Consider the following 17,618-nt stretch of genomic DNA (forward strand, 5'->3'; position numbering starts at 1 on the left):
CCACTGTGGATTAGCGTCTCGCCCCGACAAGCCTCAGTCGAGGTAGCGGGGTTTGCCGAAGAGGCCGCCGTAGCAGCCGATGTGGGTGTTGGCCATCGAGGCGCCGATGACGTAGTCGCCGCCGGTGAGTTCGCAGAGCAGGACGGCAGTGGGGAGATCTACGCCGACGGAGCCGGTGGAGGAGCCCGATTGGACCAGCTCGGTGCCGCTGCCGGAGCCCGGTTGGGCGGCGGCGGAGGCGGTGGGGCCGAGGGCCAGGAGGGCGCAGGATATGCCCGCTGCGGCAAGGGTTTTCGCCAGGGTTCGAGTCATGGGGATCACCTTTCGCCGCGACTGTTCCGGATTCGAACAGTACCCACCGCCCACAGAAAGTGAAATGCCCATATTTCTGTGGGCGGTGGGGGCTCCTCAGACCGGGTGGACCTTGTGCCAGTGTTCGGCGATGTCGATGCGGCGGGTGATCCAGACCCGGTCGTGGGTCTGGATGTGGTCGAGGAAGCGTTCCAGGGCTGCGGTGCGGGCGGGGCGACCGGCCAGGCGGCAGTGCAGTCCGATCGAGAGCATCTTCGGACTACCCTCGGCGCCTTCGCGATACAACACGTCGAAGGCGTCGCGCAGGTGGGCGTAGAACTCCTCGCCGTTGGCGAAACCCGCGGGCGAGGCGAAACGCATGTCGTTGGTGTCGAGGGTGTAGGGGACAACGAGGTGGTCGTGGCCGTTCACCTCGGTCCAGTACGGCAGATCGTCGGCGTAGGAATCGGAGTCGTAGACGAAACCGCCGTGTTCGACCACCAATTCGCGAGTGTTCGGCGAGTCGCGCCCGGTGTACCAGCCGAGCGGGGCCGAACCGGTGAGCTCGGTGAGGACGCGGACCGCCTCGGCCATGTCGGCGCGCTCGGTATCGCGATCAGTGAGCTGATAGGACTGCCACCGCAGTCCGTGACTGGCGATCTCGTGCCCGAGCTCCCGAAAAGCAGCCACCGCTTCGGGATTACGCTGCATGGCCCGCGCCACCGCGAAGATGGTGAGCGGCAGTCCGCGCCGTTCGAAGACGCGAAGTACCCGCCACAGCCCGGCGCGCGAACCGTATTCGTAGAGCGATTCCATGCTCATGTGCCGGTTCGGGAACGCCTCGGCCGGCGTCATCTCCGAGAGGAAGGTCTCCGAATGCGGCGACCCGTCGAGGACGTTGTTCTCCCCGCCCTCTTCGTAATTCAACACGAACTGCACGGCGATCTGCGCCTCGTCGGGCCATTGCGGGTCGGGCGGATTCGGGCCGTAGCCGACGAAGTCGCGAATATCGCTCACGCGCCCAGCTCCCCGAACAGCCGCAACCGGGCGAGCCCGCCGTCGGGATAGATGTCGAGGCGCACTTCCTCGACCGAGGCGGCGGCCGGGGCGAGGGCGAAGCGGTGCCGGGTGTCGGGGAGCAGCTCGGTCCGTGGCAGCAGTTCGACTTCGGTGCCGTCGTTGGTGAATCCAGTGAGCGAGGCCGCACCGGGACTGTTGCCGAGGAAGCAGGAGGTGTCGATCTCGGCGAGCCGGATCGCGCCGGGACCGGCCAATCGGATACGCACCCAGTCATTTCCGTCGTCACGGCGGCGCGCGGTCTCCCAACCGTCGCCCATCACCCGCGCCTGACCGGGGTAGAGCAGCTGGTTGGGCGAGCTGTAGAAGCGGTTGGAGCAGTCGAGTACGAGCGCGCCGTTCTCCAGCGCGGCGAGGTCGAGCGGGCCGAGGCCGAGCAGAGTCGGGTCGGGGCGGCCCTCGCCGTGCACCCGTAGCCGGGCCACCCCGCCGTCGGGGTGCATGGTGAGTTTCACGTGCGTCCAGCGCTCGTCGCTGTCGATGGTGAACGGATTGCGGCTGTCACCATCGACTTCGACGCGGTCGAGCAGGGTCACCCAGTCGGTGCGCGCGGCGATGTCCTCGGCGGGCGGGTAACCCGCCACGACCAGCGCCGACAGCGAGACCGCCGGCGGATAGTTGCCCTTGAACCACGCCGTGTCCACCACGACACCACGGATCACGCCGGGCACGCCGAGCCGGACGATCGCGGTGTCGTCACCGGGCTTGCCCCGGTGCCGCCGAGTCTCCCACCCGTCGTAGACCTGGCCCTTGTGCCCGAAAGTCGACGGCTGGTACTCGGCCGGACCGGGGTTGACCAGATTCTCCTTCTCGGCGAAGAACTCGTCGTTCGCCCAGATCACCGAACCGCCGAGCGGTCGAGCCGCCAGGTCCGGTAGGAGCGTGAAGTCTTCGCTGCCGTGGTGTTCGCTCACCGTGTCTCCTCGTGCCTCGGGCACTCCGCTCGATCGGCGGACGCCCCTCTGTGTGCTGCGCTGCGCGTGTCGCCCCGCGTCGGGCCAGGTCCGGTGCTGTCACGTTCTCCTGTACCGCCGGCATCGCCGAGATACGGCCGCAAACCCGCCGAGGTGTGTCATCGGGATTCCTGCGGCGGGGTGCGTCGTGCCGCCAGCGCGGCCAGGACATCGGCGGTGAGCTCCGGTGCGCGGTCGAGCAATTCGGACTCCGAGGTCGCCGCGCAGTGCAGTCCGCGCAGCACGGTGGTCGACAGCGCCTCGGCCGTGGCCGGTTCGTCGACGACGCCGCCGCAGCGCCGGTCCAGATATGCCTGCAACCGGGGCACGGCCACGGCGGTGGCGGTGCGGAAGAAGTCGTAGGTGGCCAGCCAGCGGGTGATCAGGTGGCCGGGGTGCATGTCCCAGCCCTGGTAGTAGCCCCGGCGCAGCGCGCGGTCGACCAGGCGGTGGTGGTTGGCGAAGGCAGCCTCGGGATCGGCGTCGGGCACGATCTGGGTGGAGCCGTCGCAGATCCACACCCCGGTCTGCGCGGCGGCGACCTGCATGACGGACTTGGCGTGATCGGCGGCCGGGTGATCGAGCGCCTGGTCGGTGGCGGCGATGCCGCAGGCGGCGGTGTAGTCGTAGGTGCCGAAATGCAGTGCGCTGCACCGTCCGGCGGCGAGAGAGATCATCCGGGCGATCGGCGCGGTGCCGTCGGGGGCGATGATCGCTTGCGGGCTCTCGATCTGCAGTTCGAAGCGCAGGGTGTGATCGGGCAGGCCGTGCCCGCGTTCGAGCCCAGAGCACAGGTCGACGATCGCCGAAACCTGTTCGGCAGCGCGGATCTTCGGCACCGTGAACACGAATCCGGGCAGCACGCCGCCCGCACCGTCGAGCACCAGCTCCAGGGTGCGCAGCGCGCGCCTGCGCTCACCCGCGGCCAGCCCCTTGGTCCGCACCCCGAACGAGGCGGGGGCGCCGGGCCGATCCGCCCAGCTCGCCAACGCCTTGCCCGCCGCGATCGCGGCGGCGTCCTCCTCCTCGTCGGAGCGGAAGCCGTAGCCGTCCTCGAAGTCGATCCGCAGATCCTGGATCGGCTGGTCGGTCAGCCTGCGCCGGACCGCGGGCAACGAACCGGTGGCATCGAGGCCGACCAGGAAGTCCGCGTGCCGGTGCAGCAGTTCGAGGGCGGCCGCGCCCCAGTCCGCGGGGGTGTCGGCGGTGGCGCGGTCGGCGGCCACATAGGCGGTGTGCACCGGCTGGACCCGGTCGCCCTGGCCCGGATATCGCGCCCGCAGGTCGGCGTCGACCGAGTCGAGCACCGCGTCGATCCGGGCGCGGATGTGCTCGGGAAGATGGGTGCTCACCCGGCGGTTCCTTCCTTGACGGTCCGCCACACACGGTCGGCGGTCATCGGTAGTCGGTCCGGTCGGACGCCGACGGCGTCGCGGATCGCGTTCGCCAGGGCCGGCGCCACCGGGTTGTACGGGGACTCGCTCATCGATTTGGCGCCCAGTGGTCCCAGTTCGTCACTGGTTTCGGCGAAATAGACCTCGGTGCGAGGCAGATCCGCGAACTGCGGAAGGTGATAGTGGCGCAAAGTCCTGGTGGTCACCACGCCCTGGTCGGTCCGCAGGTCCTCGTAGAGCGCGGTGCCGATCGCCTGGGCGACCCCGCCCTCGATCTGGCCGCGCAGCTGCACCGGGTTGACCACGGTGCCCGCGTCGGCGACCTGGATCGACTGCAGGATGCGCACGATGCCGGTGCACGGCTGCACGGCCACCCGGAAGGCGTGCACGTTGAAACTCACCGAGCGCGGGGTGCCCGCGTGGGTGCCGTGGGCGACGAGCGGACCGTCGGCGAGCAGCGCAGCGGCGGCGAGCAGGTCGTCGCCACAGCGCACCCCGCCCGCCTCGAGCACGCATTCCCGTTCGGGATGTCCGCTGACCTTGGCCGCCCTGGCCAGCAGCATCGCGTGCAGTTCCAGGGCCGCCGCGTAGGAGGCCTTGCCCGCGACCATGGTGCCGGTGGAGCCGAAGGCGCCGGTGTCGTGGCCCACCACATCGGTATCGGACTGACGGATCACGATGCGGTCGGCGGTGGTGGCCAACGCCGTCGCGGCCAGCTGGACGTGCACAGTGGTGGTGCCGTTGCCGAATTCGGCGGTGCCGACACCGATTTCGTAGCGACCATCGGCCAGCACCCTGGCGGTGGCGTCGGCATGGTGTCCGCGCGGCGGCACGGTAGCGATCATCGCCACGGCCATCCCCTCGCCCAGCTGCCAGTCCGGGCCGGGCACCGCGGCACCGTTGCCGCGGCGCAGGGCCTGCTGGGCGGTGTCGAGGCACTGGTCGAGGCCGTAACTGCCGAAGGTCAGATCGCTCTCGTCGACCTCGGCGCCGGTGAACTGGTCGCCCGGGATCACCACATTGCGCCTGCGGAATTCGAACGGGTCGATGTCGAGTTCGCGGGCGAGTTCGTCGATGGCGGACTCGACGCCGAAGATCACCTGCCCCAGGCCGTAGCCGCGGAAGGCACCGGAGGGAACGTTGTTGGTGTACACCGCCTGTGCGTCGACGCGCTTGTTCGGGCAGCGGTAGACGGCCACCGATTCGCCGACGGAGTGGAACAGCACGCCCGCGCTGTGGTTGCCGTAGGCGCCCGCGTCGGCGAGGACGTCCACCGCCAACGCGGTGAGCAGGCCGTTCGCGTCGGCCGCCGCGGTCACCGCCACTCGCATCGGGTGACGAACGGTGGCGGAGGTGAATTCGTCGGTACGGGTGAACTCGTACTGCACGGGGTGCCCGGTCCGCAGCACGGCCAGCGCGATCAGGTCCTCGGCCAGCATCTCCTGCTTGGCCCCGAATCCGCCACCGACGCGAGTGGCGAAGACCCGCACCCGATCTCGCCCGAGTCCGAAGAGATGGCACAGCTCCTCGCGCACCAGGAACGGCACCTGAGTGCTCGACCGGACCACGAGTCTGCCCGCGTCGTCGAGCCAGCCGATCCCGCCGTGCGTCTCCAGGTGCACATGTTGCACACGCGGCGAATTCCACACGCCTCGAACGATTTTCGCTGCACCCTCGATGCCTGCGCCGACATCGCCGACACCGCCGTGGATCTCGGCGATCAGATTGTGGTCGCGGTCGGCGATCCGCGCCGAATCCGGCTTGTCGGCATGCAGTTTCGGCGCATCGTCGGCCAACGCCGCTTCCGGTTCGAACACCGCGGGCAGCACCTCGTATTCCACCCGCAACGCCCGCACACCGGCCCGCGCCGCGTCGAGAGTCTCGCCCACCACGGCCGCCACCCGCTGCCCCGCGAACCGCACGGTGCTGTCGAGCACGAAGGTGTCGTCCGGATCGTCCTCGCGCAGTTCGTGCCGCGCCGTCGAGAACGCTGTCGCGGGTGCGTCCCCATGCGTCAACACCGCCCGCACTCCCGGAACAGCCGCTGCCGCGGTCACATCGATGGCGACGATCCGCGCGTGTGGATGCGGGCTGGCCAGCACCGCGAGATGCCACGGCGCCACCGGCGGCGCCTGCTCCCCCGACCCCGGCACCACATCGAGGGTGAACGCCTCCCCACCCCGCACGATCCGCTCCGCCCCAGGAGCCCGTACCCCGTCCCCGACCTGTCCGGCGCGATGCCGACCCCGCATGCCGCCGACCTCGGCGTTCACTACGGGCACTGCCTCGGCCCCGGCACCGCTCTCGGACTCCGCCGGGCTCGCCTGCACGTCGCTCGCAAGCCCCGAGCCGTGACCACCCATTCGCGCCTCGACAGCGTGCGCCGCGGCCTCCCCTACGTCGGGGCCTTCCGCCGCGGAAACAGTGGTGGTTTCCCGCTCCCGACTCGCACCGACGTAGGAGTCGACGGCGGGCCCCGCGGCGACGACCGCCGCACCGGTGGCGGCGTCGACCTGCGAATTCACGGGGAGAGCAGTCGCCTCGTCAGTGAAGCGCCCCTCCACGTCGCCAGCGGACGGACCAGGCCGCTCGGCCACCGTTTGCGGCGAATCGGCAGGTCCGGCGGTTGTGCACAGGGATGCACAGGGTGTGGTGAGGGCGTCGGCGATGGCACGGTAGCCCGTGCAGCGGCAGAGGTTTCCCTTCAGCAGTTCAGCGCGCTCGGTGTCGGTGACGGCCTCCGCGCTCAGGGGTTCGGTGTCGGCGGTCTCCGCCTGACCGTCTTCCGCCGGACTCGGCGAGTCGCCGCTGACAGGAGCCGAGCGGGCCGCCGCGAGACCGGTCGCGGTGACCACCATCCCGGCGGTACAGAACCCGCACTGGAATCCGGCGCGCTCGACGAAGCTGCGCTGCACCGAATTCGGGCCGTCGGTATCGGCGAGGCCGGCGGCTGTCGTCACGGTACGGTTCGCGGCGCGGTGCGCGGGGATGAGGCAGGAGTGGACCGGTTCGCCGTCGAGCAGGACCGAGCAGGCACCACAGTCGCCCGAGTCACAGCCCTTCTTGACAGCGAGTTCGCCCTGGTCACGCAGCAGGGTGCGCAGGCACTGGCCGGGGCGCGCGGTCGCCTCGACCGCGTGTCCGTCGACTTCCAGTCTCATGAGCCACCTCCTCGGGCCGTGGTCAGGGTGTCGCCCGTAGCTCGGCGGCCACCTCGGCTGCCAGCAGCCCGGTCACGTGCCGACGCCAGTCCGGCGCGCCGTGCGGATCGTCGAACCACAGCGACGGCTCGACCTCGGACAGCGCGTCGGCGAGCTCGAATTCCCTCGGTACAGAATCGAAGTCGAGTACCACCGGACGCACCGTGGCGGCGGTGACGGTGATCGCGCACCGGCCGTCGGCCGTCCGCCTGCCCATCACCACCGCACCGGAGCGACCGAGCGGGGCCAACGCGATCTTGCGAAAACTGGTGTGCGCCATCAGGCTCGCGGCGGGTACCAGGAACGACCGCACCACCGCGCCCGCGGCCAGCACGTTCTCCCCGGGCCCGGTCACGAACTCGCGCAGCGGAATCCGCCGCTCGCCGCCCCCGCGCGGCCAGACCACCGCGACCGCGTCGAGCGCGACCAACGCGCCGAGCACCGCACCTGCCGGCAGTGAAAGACAGACGTTCCCGCCGACGGTGGCCGTGCGCCAGATCTTGTGCGAGGCCAGCAGGGCCCGGCACGCCGGTGCGAACAGCGCGGTGCCGGGCCAATCCGGACGCAGCGTCGCCGTGCCGAGTTCCCGGCCTGGACGCGCACCGGCGAATTCGGCCAGCGTGCAGGTCGCCGCGATCTCCAGCCCGGCCGGGGTCGCGGTGAGCGACGGCCAGCCCAGCGTGGTGATGTCGACGAGCCGGTCGAGATGATCGTGCGGCTCGGAGTACAGGAAGGTGCCCCCGGCCAGTACCGCGCTGCCCGGCCCGACCAGGGCCAGATCGGCGCGTTCGCGGGCGAGAACCACCTCTCGAACAGTGTCCAGATCCACGTTGCACCTCGCTTACCTCACCGGCCACAGTAGGGGCCGGGAGTTGCCGCGATGTTGCGCGACACTCGCGACAGATTGCGCTGCGGTTAATCCGGTATACCACTCCAGTGTGCGCCGATCTCGGCGAAACCGCAGCTCAGCACGCACGGCGACGATCACGCACCGGCCAGCAGGGCGGCCTGCGCCTGGGCCACCTCGGCTCCGACCATCGCCTCGTCGACCGTCGTCACGACACCGTCGCGCACCACCTCGCACCCGTTCACCCACAGCCCGGCCAGCGGCGGTGCCGACCCGAGCACCAAGGCCACCACCGGGTCCTCGATCCCCGCATGCGCGGGCGTATCGAGCCGCCACAGCGCCAGATCGGCCAGCTTGCCCGGCTCGATCGACCCGATCTCGGCCTCGCGGCCGAGCACCCGCGCGCCGCCCATGGTCGCCAGTTCCAGCGCGGTCCGCACGGTCATCGCCCGCGGCCCCCCGACGGCTCGCGCGTACAGCAGCGCGTTGCGCGGTTCCTCGATCATCGAACTCGACTCATTGCTCGCCGCGCCGTCGACCCCGAGCCCCACCGGTACCCCCGCCGCCACCAGATCGGCGGTCCGCGCGATCCCCGCGCCCAGCCGGCCGTTGGAGGTCGGGCAGTGCGCCACCCCAGTGCCGGTGCGCGCCATCGCGGCGATCGCCGGATCGTCGAGGTGCACGGCGTGGGCGTACCAGACGTCGTCGCCGAGCCAGCCCAGCTGTTCCATGTACTGCGCGGGCGTGCAACCGAAGGTGCGCAGGCAGAAGTCCTGCTCGTCGAGGGTTTCGGCGAGGTGGGTGTGCAGCCGGACCCCGGCGGTCCTGGCCAGGGTCGCGGACTCGCGCATCAGTTCGGCGGTCACCGAGAACGGCGAGCACGGCGCGAGCGCGATCCGCACCATGGCGTCGAAGGACGGGTCGTGCCACTCGGCGATGGCCCTGGCGCTCGCGGTGAGGATGTCGTCGATCGACTCGACCACCTCGTCCGGCGGCAGCCCGCCCTGGCTCTGTCCCAGGTCCATCGACCCGCGCGCCGGATGGAAGCGCAGCCCCACCGTGGCCGCCGCGCCGATCTCGGCGCCGAGCAGATCGCCGCCGCCGCGCGGGAACACGTAGTGGTGATCCGAGGACGTGGTGCAGCCGCTGCGGGCCAGCGAGACCAGCGCACCGGTCGCCGCCGTGCGCACCGACTTCTCATCGATGCGCGCCCACACCGGATACAGCGTGGTCAGCCATTCGAAGAGCGTGTTGTCGGCAGCCAGGCCGCGGGTGATCCACTGGTAGAGGTGGTGGTGGGTGTTGACCAGACCGGGCGTGAGCACACAGCCGCGTCCGTCGATCCGGGCGACCTCGGGCCCGAGGCCCGGTGCCTTGCCCGCACCGACGGCATCGATCCGGTTGCCGCGCACCGTGACCCAGCCCTCGCGATACTCGGTACCCGCCGCGTCGACGGTCACCACCGCGCACCCGTCGATCAGCAGGTCCGGCGTGCTCACGGCTGCCATGCGATGCCCGCCTCGGGTGCGTCGGCGCGGGCCAGGGTGGCGTGGATCGAGCCGTAGGGCCGGTCCGCCGCCCAGAACACCTCGTTGACGTTCCCGAGCCCGAACTGCGCGAGGTCGTAGTCGAAGTGGTGTTTGTTCGGCGCCGACAACCGGATCTCGGCGAGGACCGGGAACCGTTCCAGCGCGGCGGTGCCCATCGCGTGCAGCGTCTGTTGCAGCGCCTTGGAGTAGGTGGTCGCGAACAGTTCGAGCAGGGTGGCGCGGATGCCGTCGTAGACCTCGTCCCAGTCGAATCCGCTGGTCTCGGCGAAGCGCCACTGCACGATCAGCGAGGTGGCGAGCACGCGATCGTGGGTCGGGGCCAGGGTCGTGTACTCGTCGGTCAGGAAATCGGCGAACTCCGAGCCGGTCGACTTGAGCAGCACCAGGTCCTTGATCCCGCCGATCACCCAGCTCTGCTGCTCGGCACCGGTGCCCGCCACGGTCACCGCGGCGGTGCGCACCTCGGGACCCTGCCGGACCCAGGTGTGGTCGTGTTCGGTGCCGTCGATCGAGACACGCTGCCAACCATAGGAATCCACGTCGATGCGTGCGCTCGACACCGGGTCGACCGTGTCGACGAAGTGCTTCGCCAACGCGATCGCGTAGTCCTCCACGGTGTCGAGCCCCGGCTTCTTCGAGAAGATGAAGGCGGTGTGCTTCTGGGTGTCGGTGGGCAGGACGTGACGCTGGTCACCCTCGGTGTAGGCCGCCTCGAAATCCCCGCGCAGGGTGGTCGAGACGTTCACGTCGCGGATCTCGTGGCGCGCGTTCTCCTTGTGGAAGCGCACGACCCGGTTCTCGGCTTTGCCGTATCGGTGGTCGGTCAACACGATCGGACCGGTCAATGCCATCGGTCAGCTCCCTCGGTAGGTGGAATAGGCGAACGGCGACAGCAGCAGCGGCACATGCAGATGCGGCTGCTCACCCACCGTGAACGCGACGCAGACCTCCGGGTAGAAGGTCTCGACGCCCTGCGCCGCGAAATAGGCCCCGGTATCGAAGAACAGGCGGTAGTCGCCCGGATTCAAACCGGCGGCGAGCTCTTTCACCCGCCCGTCGGCATCGGTGAGCGCCTCGGTGAGCCGCTGCTCACCGCGCGTGAGCCACACCGCGACCCCCTCGGCGGGCACCCCGCGCACCGCGTCGAGCACATGCGTGCTCAGCCCGGTCACGACGCGTCCACCAGTCGCGCCAGGCGCAGTCGGTTGATCTTCGCCAATTCGGTTCGCATGACCTGCCTTTCGGTCGGAGCATCGTTGTCGAGCCGGGCCCGCAGCAGCGCCAGCAACTCCTCGCCGCCGCGCCCCGCCGCGCACACCAGGTAGATGTGGCCGAACTTCGCCTCGTAGGCGCGGTTGCCCTCGGCCAGTGCCGAGCGCACCTGGGCACCCGAGACACCGGACTGCTCGCGGGCCGAAGCCGCCGAGGTCGGGCGGTCACCGATGCGCGGGTGACCGGCCAGCGCCTCGTCGATATCGGCGTCGTCGAGCGCCGCCAGCGCGGCGTCGGCGGCATCGAACAGCGAATCCGCGGTGTCATAGGGGCGGGCGGCCACCACCGCCCGCGCCCAGCGTGGGGCGGAGCAACAGGCAAGCAATGCCGACTCTGCGGCCGGCGCCGCAAGATCGTTGAAACCCGCGAGGCCGATCGCTTCGCTCTGCATCGGTCCAGCATCTCCCCATCCCCACCTGGCCGCCACCGATGTGCAGTCCGTCACGTCGGCGTGTCGTCGCCGAGGGGCTGCGCGGCTGTAATCGACCGGCAACATTGCGTCATTACCTTTGCTCACATGTCCCCGATCGAGCCGTGCGCGGGAATCGTCCTCGCCGCGGGCGCGGGTACCCGCTACGGCAAACCCAAGGCACTCGCCGAGAACGGCGCCTGGTTGCGCGCGGCGGTCACCGCCCTGCGCGACGGCGGCTGCGCGCCGGTGATCGTGATGCTCGGCGCCACCGGACCAGATCCAGCGAACGTCGATCTGCCAGCCGACACCGAGTGGCGCTGGGTCGCCGACTGGGCGACCGGGCTGAGCGCGACCGTGCGCGCGGGCTTGCGCGCGGCCGCCGAGGCGAACACCGAATACGCGGCGTTCCTGCCCGTCGACCTCCCCGATATCGGTGCCGATGTCGTCGCCAGGGTGCTGGCCGCGGCGCGCGCGAGTGACAGTGGATTGGCTCGTGCTGTGTTTCACAGCACACCCGGTCATCCCGCTGTGATGAAGAACAAGCACTGGGAAGCAATTTCGGCGACGGCAGTAGGTGATACAGGGGGCGGTTCCTATTTGGGCACCCGACAGGATATGGTGTGCGTCACGTGCGACGACTTGGCGACAGGGACCGATCGCGATTTCCCGGAAGTCGCCGCACAGTGATCGGAGTTTGAGATATGCGCGATATCGTCGATGACCTTCTGCGAGTGTGGCATTCGGGCCGCACGGGTGGCCTCGCCACCGTGGTCCGCACCATCGGCACCAACGCGCTGCCGATCGGTTCGGCAATGCTCGTCACCCCCAACGGCGGGGTCTTCGGATCCATCGCGTCGGGCCGGTTGGAAGAGACCGTCTACGCGGCCGCGCTGGAAGCCGCGCGCACCGGCGTCCGGCAATTACGCCGCTACAGCATGATCACCGGCATGGAGTCCACCTCCGACGACGGCACCCTCGTCGACATCTTCGTCGAGCCGTTCTCCTGCCGCGATTTCCCCGAGTTCCCCACCATCGCCGCCGACATCCAGGCCCATCGCCGGGTCACCGTGTTCACCGTGGTGTGGAATCAGGACCCCGATGTGATCGGCCAGCATCTGGTCACCGATCGCAAGCACGCCACCGAACTCGTCGCGCTGCCGGAGTCGGATCTGTTCGTCGCCTCCTACTGCCCGCCGCCGCGGCTGCTGATCTTCGGCGCCAACGCCTATGCCGCCACCCTGGCCGCGCAGGCCCGGATGATCGGGTACCAGGTCAGCATCTGCGATTCGCGCCCCGAATTCGCCGACCCGGCCTCTTTCCCCGGCGTCGAGGTGGTCGTGGACTGGCCGCACCGCTACCTCAACACCCTCGCGGCCGCGGGCGAGATCGACTCCGACACCGGCATCGTCGTCCTCGCCAACGAGCCCCGCTTCGAGATCCCCCTGCTCACCGTCGCCCTGCGCCTGCCCGAACTGGGCTACCTCGCCGCCCTCGGCTCCCCCGCCGACCAGGCCCGTCGCCTCGACGATCTGCGCGCGGGCGGCTTCGACGAGCCCACCCTGGCCCGCCTGCACGTGCCCGCCGGCCTCGAATCCGGGCCGCGAACCCCCGCCGAAACCGCCGTCTTCATCACCGCCGACTTCCTCGCCTCCCGCGCGGGCATGCGCCTGGCCGCCCACCGCGATTTCGGTTCCTCCACGGTCGGCATGGCGATCTGACGGTGCCCGTCACCTGCGTTTTCAGCGACTGTTGAGCGTATGGATCGAGCTCTGCAGCTACTGACCGAGGCCCTGGTGGCGCCCACTGTCGTGGGTGGGCAACCAGGGCCAGGTGATCGATAGGTCCGGCGAACGAACCCCTACTTCAAGTCGGGGTTCTCGGCGTAGATCTCGTTCAGGATGGACATGTCGAACAGTTGGTCGGCGGTGATGTCGATCTTGGCGGTGCGCAGGGCGGCGATGTTCTGTTCGATGAGGGCGTCGGTCATCGTGAACAAGCCGTTGGCCTCGGTGTCCGGGGAGACCACCAGCTCGTTCTGGGCGATGGCTTCCTCGGTCTGCTCGGCCAGGTCGAGGCCCTGGTCCTTGCCGTAGATCTCGACGGCAAGGCGCGCGGACTCGGCGGGGTCGGCGACCGCGTCTTTCCAGCCCTTGATCTCGGCGATCAGGAAAGCCTTGAGCTTGTCGCGCTCGTTGTCGATGGTGTCCTGGGTGACAGTGAATGTCTCGGCGACCAGCGGCAGGCCGAAATCGGCGAACAGGAAATGGTCGTTGGCGAAGCCCTTGGCGGCCAGCACGATCGGTTCGTTGGTCACGTAGCTGACCCAGCCGTCGACCTCGCCGTTGGCCAGCGGGGTGGGGTCGAACTGGGCGGGCACGACAGTCACCTCGTCGGGTTCGATGCCGTTGGCGGCCAGCAGGGCGGCGAAGATGAGCTGGTTGGTGTCCTGCACGCCGATCTTGCGGCCCTTCATCTCGGCCGGGGACTTGATCGGATCGGCCGCCGAGCTGACGATCGCGAACGGGTTCTTCTGGAAGGTCGCGCCGACGATCTTGGCGGGCAGGCCCTCGAGGATCGCGGGCGCGGTGGTCTGCGGCGCGGACAGCCCGATCCACACCTTGCCGGTGTCGAGTCCGGCCTCCACCGAGGTGCTGGCCGCGCCACCGGCGATGAGGTCCACCGCGCCGAATCCCGCATCCCGGAAATATCCGCGCGAATCGGCGAAATACTCACCCGCGAATTCGATGTTCTTGATCCACGACAACTGCACGGCGACCTTGCCGTATTTCGATCCGTCGTCGGTCGAGCCGTTCGGGGACGTACCCGAGCTGCTCCCGCAGGCAGCGAGCAGACCCGCGCCACCGAGCGCGACGCCGGTCAGCGCGGAATAGCGAAGAAAGGAACGACGGTCGATACTGTTCATACGCCGAATGTAGATTCAGCGCGTTTCGTCCACTTTGCGTCGACGTTCCGCTGCTAATTCGCGACTCGCCCCGCGCTCGGCCCGAATCGAGCGAGCACCAGATTCTCGATCACCCCGACGATCGCGTACAGCAGCACCGACACCACCGTGACCACCACGATCGAGGCCCACAGCCGGCTGTACTGGAACATCGGAATGGCCCGCACCAGGCTGGCGCCCAAACCCGTTCCGCTGCCGAGCCATTCGCCCAGCAGGGCGCCGATCAGCGCACCGGGCACCGAGATCCGCGCCGCGGCGAACACCGAGGGCAACGCGGCGGGTACCGCGACCATCCGCAGCCTGGTCCACCGCGACCCGCCGTAGGCGGTCACCAATTCCATGGCCTGCCTGGGCGCTTCGCGCAGGCCGGTCATGATCATCACCAGCGCGGGGAAGAACACGACGATCGCGGTCAGCACCGTCACACCGGCCGTGCCACGGCCGAAGACCAGCACCACGATCGGGCTCAGCGCCACCAGCGGCACCGAGCGCAGCAACATGGCCACCGGCATGAATGTCTGCTGCACGGCCGAGTACAGCACGAACAGCACCGCGACACCGAGCGCGCCGAGCATTCCGACGACGAATCCGGTCGCCGCGTCGGTGAGGGTGATCGCCAGATCGTCGAGGATCGCCTGGCGCGCCGCCGGGGCGCCCGGCGCGGTCACCAGGTAGGTCCAGATGTCGGCGGGCGTCTTGCCCACGCGCGGCCCGATCTGCGGGAACAGACGCAGGAACAGCGTCCAGATGACCAGCAGCAACACCAGCGAACTCGCCAGTGGCAGCAGGAAACGGCCGATTCGGCCCAGCACGATCATCGTCATCGGTTCTCCTGCGCGCTCGTCCACGGCGTGATCAGGCGCGCCGCCACCGCGACCACGGCGAAGCCGAGCCCGGCCAGCGCGGCGGCCGCGAGTGCCATGCCCCAGGTGCGTGGCACGTTGTAGGCGTTCTGGGCGGCGGTCAGCGCGACGCCGATTCCGCTGTCGACCCCGCCCAGATACTCACCGATGATCGCCCCGAGCACCGCCGAGGGCGCGGCGATCTTCAAGGCCGCGAACGTGTTCGGCAGCGCCGCGATGGCCTGCACCCGGTAGAGCTGCTGCCACCGGCCGCCGCCGTAGGCGCGGACCAGGTCCAGGCTCGCCGGATCGGCCGAGCGCAGCCCGCTGACCGCGCCGACCATGGTGGTGAAGAAGCAGTACATCGCGGCGAGGAACACCGTCGGCATCCGCCCGCCGAACACCACCAGAATGATCGGGCCCAGCGCCAGCAGCGGCGTGCAGTAGCTCAGAATGGCCAGCTGGGTGGCCAGCGGCTCGATCCGCGGCACCAGCATGATCAGCGCCGCGATCCCGATGGCGAGGGCATTGCCCCACAGGAATCCCTGGAGCGCGCCCGCCGCCGTGACCTGGAAGTTCGGCCCGTAGAGCGCCCAGCCGTCCGACCACATGGTGCTCAGCACGAGCCACGGGGTGGGAATCGTGCCACCGGCCACCCCGGCCGCGGCGAGCGCCCACCACAGCGCGATCAGGGCCGCGACGCCCAGCGACCCGGCGACCCGATCCAGCCCCACCCAGCCGGGCAGGCGCCCGCGCACGCCGCCCGTCGTGACGGCCGGCGCGCTCATGCCACCCCACCCCGCCCGAACAGCAGCTCGGACAGGTAGTCGCAGAGCTTGTGGAATTCCGGGGTGCGCATCATCTCGGGCGTGCGCGGGCGCGGCAGATCGATCTCGACCAGCTCGAGCACCCGGCCCGGCCGCGGACTCATGACCGCCACCACGTCGGAGAGGAACACCGCCTCGCCGATGCCGTGGGTCACCATCAGCGTGGTCGCCGGTTTCTCGGTCCAGATGCGCAGCAGTTCCAGGTTCAGCCGCTGGCGCGTCATGTCGTCGAGTGCGCCGAAGGGCTCGTCGAGCAGCAGTACCGAGGGCTGCACCACCAGCGCCCGCGCGATCGAAACCCGTTGGCGCATACCGCCGGACAGCTGCGCGGGCTTGGCCTTCTCGAAGCCCTCCAGCCCGACCAGCGCGATCAGTTCGGCGATCCGCTCCGGCTCGGTGGGCAGCCCGGCCACCTGCAGCGGCAACCGGATGTTGGATTCCACGCTGCGCCACGGCAGCAGCGCCGAGTCCTGGAAGGCGATGCCGAGCTGATGTCCGCCACGCAATTGGGTCGGCGTGAGCCCGTTGATCCGCGCGGTCCCCGCGCTCGGTTCCTCCAGCCCGGCCAGAATGCGCAGCACCGTCGACTTGCCGCAGCCCGAGGGCCCGAGCAACGAAAGGAATGCCCCGTTCGCGGTGCGCAGGTCCACCGAGTCCAGCGCATTCACTGTGTCGCGGCCCACTCGAAACGACTTCGACAACCCGCTGATCTCGATCCCGCTACCCATGGCGCCACCATAAGAGCGCCCGATTGCGCCGGTATTTCCGAATCCGGGGCAGTATTGCGGCACCGTTAACGTCCCCGAGATGCGGACCGGTAACAATTCGGGACCCGAAGAGGACATAGAGTGTCGACAGGATCTGACAGCCTCGTCGCTGCCGGGCGCACAGCTCGACCGCGACGGGGGCACACTGCGATGACGGGGCCGACAGGGCCCGTGGACTGGGAACCGACTGTTTCGATGAAGCTCTCCGCACTACGTAAGACCGCCGCGCTGCGCACGACCGCCGTGGCACTCACCACCGCGTTGTCGGTGGCCGTGCTCGCCGGTGGCGCCGCCTCCGCCGAACCCGAGAAGCCCTCGTCGGTGAGCTCGATCGTCAAGGACGGGCGCACCTGGCACCTGAAGGTGTACTCGGCGTCGATGAAGCGCGACATCACCGTCGACGTGCAGCGCCCGGCCGACGAGTCGACCCCGGCTCCCAACCTGTACATGCTCAACGGCCTCGACGCCGGTGAGGGCACCGCCAGCTGGGCCGCCCAGACCGACGCGCTCGGCTTCCTGGCCGAGAAGCACGTCAACGTGGTCCAGCCGATCGGTGGCCGCGGCAGCTACTACGCCGACTGGCAGCGCGAAGACCCGAAGCTGGGTCTGAACAAGTGGAACACCTTCTTCACCCAGGAGCTGCCGCCGCTGCTGGACAAGACGCTGAACTCGACCGGGCTGAACTCGCTGGCCGGACTGTCCACCTCGGGCACCTCGGTGCTGCAGCTGGCCGAGGCCAAGCCGGGTCTGTTCAAGTCCGTGGCCGCCTACAGTGGCTGCGCGCAGATCGCCGACCCGATGGGCAAGCAGTTCGTGAAGTTCTCGGTCGAGACCTGGTCCGGTGGCAACACCGCGAACATGTACGGCCCGGACAACGATCCGGCCTGGGTGGAGAACGACCCGGTCATCAATGCCGAGAAGCTGCGTGGCACCAACCTCTACATCTCCAGCGGCAGCGGCATGCCGGTGATGGAGGACGTGCGGTACTACACCGAGGGCAACGGCCCGATGGGTGTGGTCAACCTCGGACTCGGCGTGGCGATCGAGGCCGCGACCAACGAGTGCACCAAGAACCTGAAGAACAAGCTGGATTCGCTGAACATTCCGGCGACCTACAAGTTCAACCCGGTCGGCACCCACTACTGGCCGTACTGGGAAGAGGCGCTGCACGAGTCGTGGCCGATGCTCGCCGAGGGCATGGGCATCTGATACCCGAACATGAGG

General features: G+C 69.4%; 17 protein-coding genes. 3 read left to right on the forward strand and 14 right to left on the reverse strand.

The annotated features are described in order from the left end of the window. Positions 1–33 precede the first annotated feature (33 nt). From BOX37_RS30525 to uraD, 10 genes are all read right to left on the reverse strand, one after another. On the reverse strand, positions 34–312 hold the full coding sequence (locus BOX37_RS30525; protein ID WP_071930623.1) for a hypothetical protein: 279 nt from the start codon (positions 310–312) through the stop codon (positions 34–36). Positions 313–408: 96 nt separating this feature from the next. After that, positions 409–1,308 (reverse strand): allantoinase PuuE, encoded by a 900-nt coding sequence (puuE, locus tag BOX37_RS30530; RefSeq protein ID WP_071930624.1) that lies wholly within the window; start codon positions 1,306–1,308, stop codon positions 409–411. Next, a complete protein-coding gene (gene alc / locus BOX37_RS30535) occupies positions 1,305–2,282 on the reverse strand; it encodes an allantoicase (RefSeq protein WP_071930625.1) in 978 nt (325 codons plus the stop codon). The genes puuE and alc overlap by 4 nt, the downstream gene beginning before the upstream one ends. Positions 2,283–2,440: 158 nt before the next feature. Next, positions 2,441–3,673, reverse strand: coding sequence for a DUF6986 family protein (locus BOX37_RS30540; protein WP_084760409.1), 1,233 nt, complete (start codon positions 3,671–3,673; stop codon positions 2,441–2,443). After that, positions 3,670–6,876, reverse strand: coding sequence for a molybdopterin cofactor-binding domain-containing protein (locus tag BOX37_RS30545; protein ID WP_156910633.1), 3,207 nt, complete (start codon positions 6,874–6,876; stop codon positions 3,670–3,672). The genes BOX37_RS30540 and BOX37_RS30545 overlap by 4 nt, the downstream gene beginning before the upstream one ends. 22 nt (positions 6,877–6,898) lie before the next feature. Then, positions 6,899–7,744, reverse strand: a complete 846-nt coding sequence (locus tag BOX37_RS30555) for an FAD binding domain-containing protein (RefSeq protein ID WP_071930627.1) — start codon at positions 7,742–7,744, stop codon at positions 6,899–6,901. 155 nt (positions 7,745–7,899) lie between these two features. Next, positions 7,900–9,270 carry an 8-oxoguanine deaminase gene (locus BOX37_RS30560; protein WP_071930628.1) on the reverse strand — a complete coding sequence of 457 codons (1,371 nt, stop codon included), beginning with the start codon at positions 9,268–9,270 and terminating at the stop codon, positions 7,900–7,902. Further along, positions 9,258–10,163, reverse strand: coding sequence for a factor-independent urate hydroxylase (pucL, locus tag BOX37_RS30565; RefSeq protein ID WP_071930629.1), 906 nt, complete (start codon positions 10,161–10,163; stop codon positions 9,258–9,260). Before pucL ends, BOX37_RS30560 begins: the two co-directional genes overlap by 13 nt. A gap of 3 nt (positions 10,164–10,166) precedes the next feature. Next, the gene (uraH, locus tag BOX37_RS30570; protein WP_071930630.1) at positions 10,167–10,484 is read right to left on the reverse strand and encodes a hydroxyisourate hydrolase; all 318 of its coding nucleotides are present in this window, start codon (positions 10,482–10,484) and stop codon (positions 10,167–10,169) included. Beyond that, positions 10,481–10,975: a 2-oxo-4-hydroxy-4-carboxy-5-ureidoimidazoline decarboxylase gene (uraD, locus tag BOX37_RS30575; RefSeq protein WP_071930631.1), complete on the reverse strand. Its 495-nt coding sequence runs from the start codon at positions 10,973–10,975 to the stop codon at positions 10,481–10,483. Before uraD ends, uraH begins: the two co-directional genes overlap by 4 nt. Before the next feature lie 126 nt (positions 10,976–11,101). Between uraD and BOX37_RS30580 the strand changes: the two genes are divergently transcribed. Together BOX37_RS30580 and BOX37_RS30585 are read left to right on the forward strand one after the other, a co-directional pair. Next, complete coding sequence (locus BOX37_RS30580) at positions 11,102–11,683, forward strand: nucleotidyltransferase family protein (protein WP_071930632.1); 582 nt, start codon at positions 11,102–11,104, stop codon at positions 11,681–11,683. Between the two features lie 14 nt (positions 11,684–11,697). Next, a complete protein-coding gene (locus BOX37_RS30585) occupies positions 11,698–12,714 on the forward strand; it encodes an XdhC family protein (RefSeq protein WP_071930633.1) in 1,017 nt (338 codons plus the stop codon). 140 nt (positions 12,715–12,854) lie between these two features. Here BOX37_RS30585 and BOX37_RS30590 read toward each other — a convergent pair whose 3' ends face one another. Genes BOX37_RS30590 through BOX37_RS30605 form a run of 4 tightly spaced genes read right to left on the reverse strand, consistent with a single transcriptional unit; the run spans position 12,855 to position 16,355 of the window. Further along, positions 12,855–13,919 (reverse strand): ABC transporter substrate-binding protein, encoded by a 1,065-nt coding sequence (locus tag BOX37_RS30590; protein ID WP_071930634.1) that lies wholly within the window; start codon positions 13,917–13,919, stop codon positions 12,855–12,857. A gap of 53 nt (positions 13,920–13,972) precedes the next feature. Further along, positions 13,973–14,776: an ABC transporter permease gene (locus BOX37_RS30595; RefSeq protein WP_071930635.1), complete on the reverse strand. Its 804-nt coding sequence runs from the start codon at positions 14,774–14,776 to the stop codon at positions 13,973–13,975. Between the two features lie 2 nt (positions 14,777–14,778). Next, complete coding sequence (locus tag BOX37_RS30600) at positions 14,779–15,588, reverse strand: ABC transporter permease (protein ID WP_071930636.1); 810 nt, start codon at positions 15,586–15,588, stop codon at positions 14,779–14,781. Continuing rightward, positions 15,585–16,355 (reverse strand): ABC transporter ATP-binding protein, encoded by a 771-nt coding sequence (locus BOX37_RS30605; protein WP_071930637.1) that lies wholly within the window; start codon positions 16,353–16,355, stop codon positions 15,585–15,587. The genes BOX37_RS30600 and BOX37_RS30605 overlap by 4 nt, the downstream gene beginning before the upstream one ends. Before the next feature lie 234 nt (positions 16,356–16,589). On the opposite strand from BOX37_RS30605, the gene BOX37_RS30610 reads away from it, so the two are divergent. Next, positions 16,590–17,603 carry an alpha/beta hydrolase gene (locus BOX37_RS30610; RefSeq protein WP_071930638.1) on the forward strand — a complete coding sequence of 338 codons (1,014 nt, stop codon included), beginning with the start codon at positions 16,590–16,592 and terminating at the stop codon, positions 17,601–17,603. Positions 17,604–17,618: the final 15 nt, after the last annotated feature.

It is taken from the genome of Nocardia mangyaensis, from assembly GCF_001886715.1.
In the GTDB taxonomy this organism is placed as follows: domain Bacteria; phylum Actinomycetota; class Actinomycetes; order Mycobacteriales; family Mycobacteriaceae; genus Nocardia; species Nocardia mangyaensis.

What these genes read in the sequence shown, in the direction of transcription:
- BOX37_RS30525 (WP_071930623.1), bottom strand. Translation starts at nt 312, where the DNA reads ATGACTCGAACCCTGGCGAAAACCCTTGCCGCAGCGGGCATATCCTGC.
- BOX37_RS30545 (WP_156910633.1), bottom strand. Translation starts at nt 6,876, where the DNA reads ATGAGACTGGAAGTCGACGGACACGCGGTCGAGGCGACCGCGCGCCCC.
- BOX37_RS30560 (WP_071930628.1), bottom strand. Translation starts at nt 9,270, where the DNA reads ATGGCAGCCGTGAGCACGCCGGACCTGCTGATCGACGGGTGCGCGGTG.
- pucL (WP_071930629.1), bottom strand. Translation starts at nt 10,163, where the DNA reads ATGGCATTGACCGGTCCGATCGTGTTGACCGACCACCGATACGGCAAA.
- uraD (WP_071930631.1), bottom strand. Translation starts at nt 10,975, where the DNA reads ATGCAGAGCGAAGCGATCGGCCTCGCGGGTTTCAACGATCTTGCGGCG.
- BOX37_RS30580 (WP_071930632.1), top strand. Translation starts at nt 11,102, where the DNA reads ATGTCCCCGATCGAGCCGTGCGCGGGAATCGTCCTCGCCGCGGGCGCG.
- BOX37_RS30585 (WP_071930633.1), top strand. Translation starts at nt 11,698, where the DNA reads ATGCGCGATATCGTCGATGACCTTCTGCGAGTGTGGCATTCGGGCCGC.
- BOX37_RS30590 (WP_071930634.1), bottom strand. Translation starts at nt 13,919, where the DNA reads ATGAACAGTATCGACCGTCGTTCCTTTCTTCGCTATTCCGCGCTGACC.
- BOX37_RS30595 (WP_071930635.1), bottom strand. Translation starts at nt 14,776, where the DNA reads ATGATCGTGCTGGGCCGAATCGGCCGTTTCCTGCTGCCACTGGCGAGT.
- BOX37_RS30600 (WP_071930636.1), bottom strand. Translation starts at nt 15,588, where the DNA reads ATGAGCGCGCCGGCCGTCACGACGGGCGGCGTGCGCGGGCGCCTGCCC.
- BOX37_RS30605 (WP_071930637.1), bottom strand. Translation starts at nt 16,355, where the DNA reads ATGGGTAGCGGGATCGAGATCAGCGGGTTGTCGAAGTCGTTTCGAGTG.
- BOX37_RS30610 (WP_071930638.1), top strand. Translation starts at nt 16,590, where the DNA reads ATGAAGCTCTCCGCACTACGTAAGACCGCCGCGCTGCGCACGACCGCC.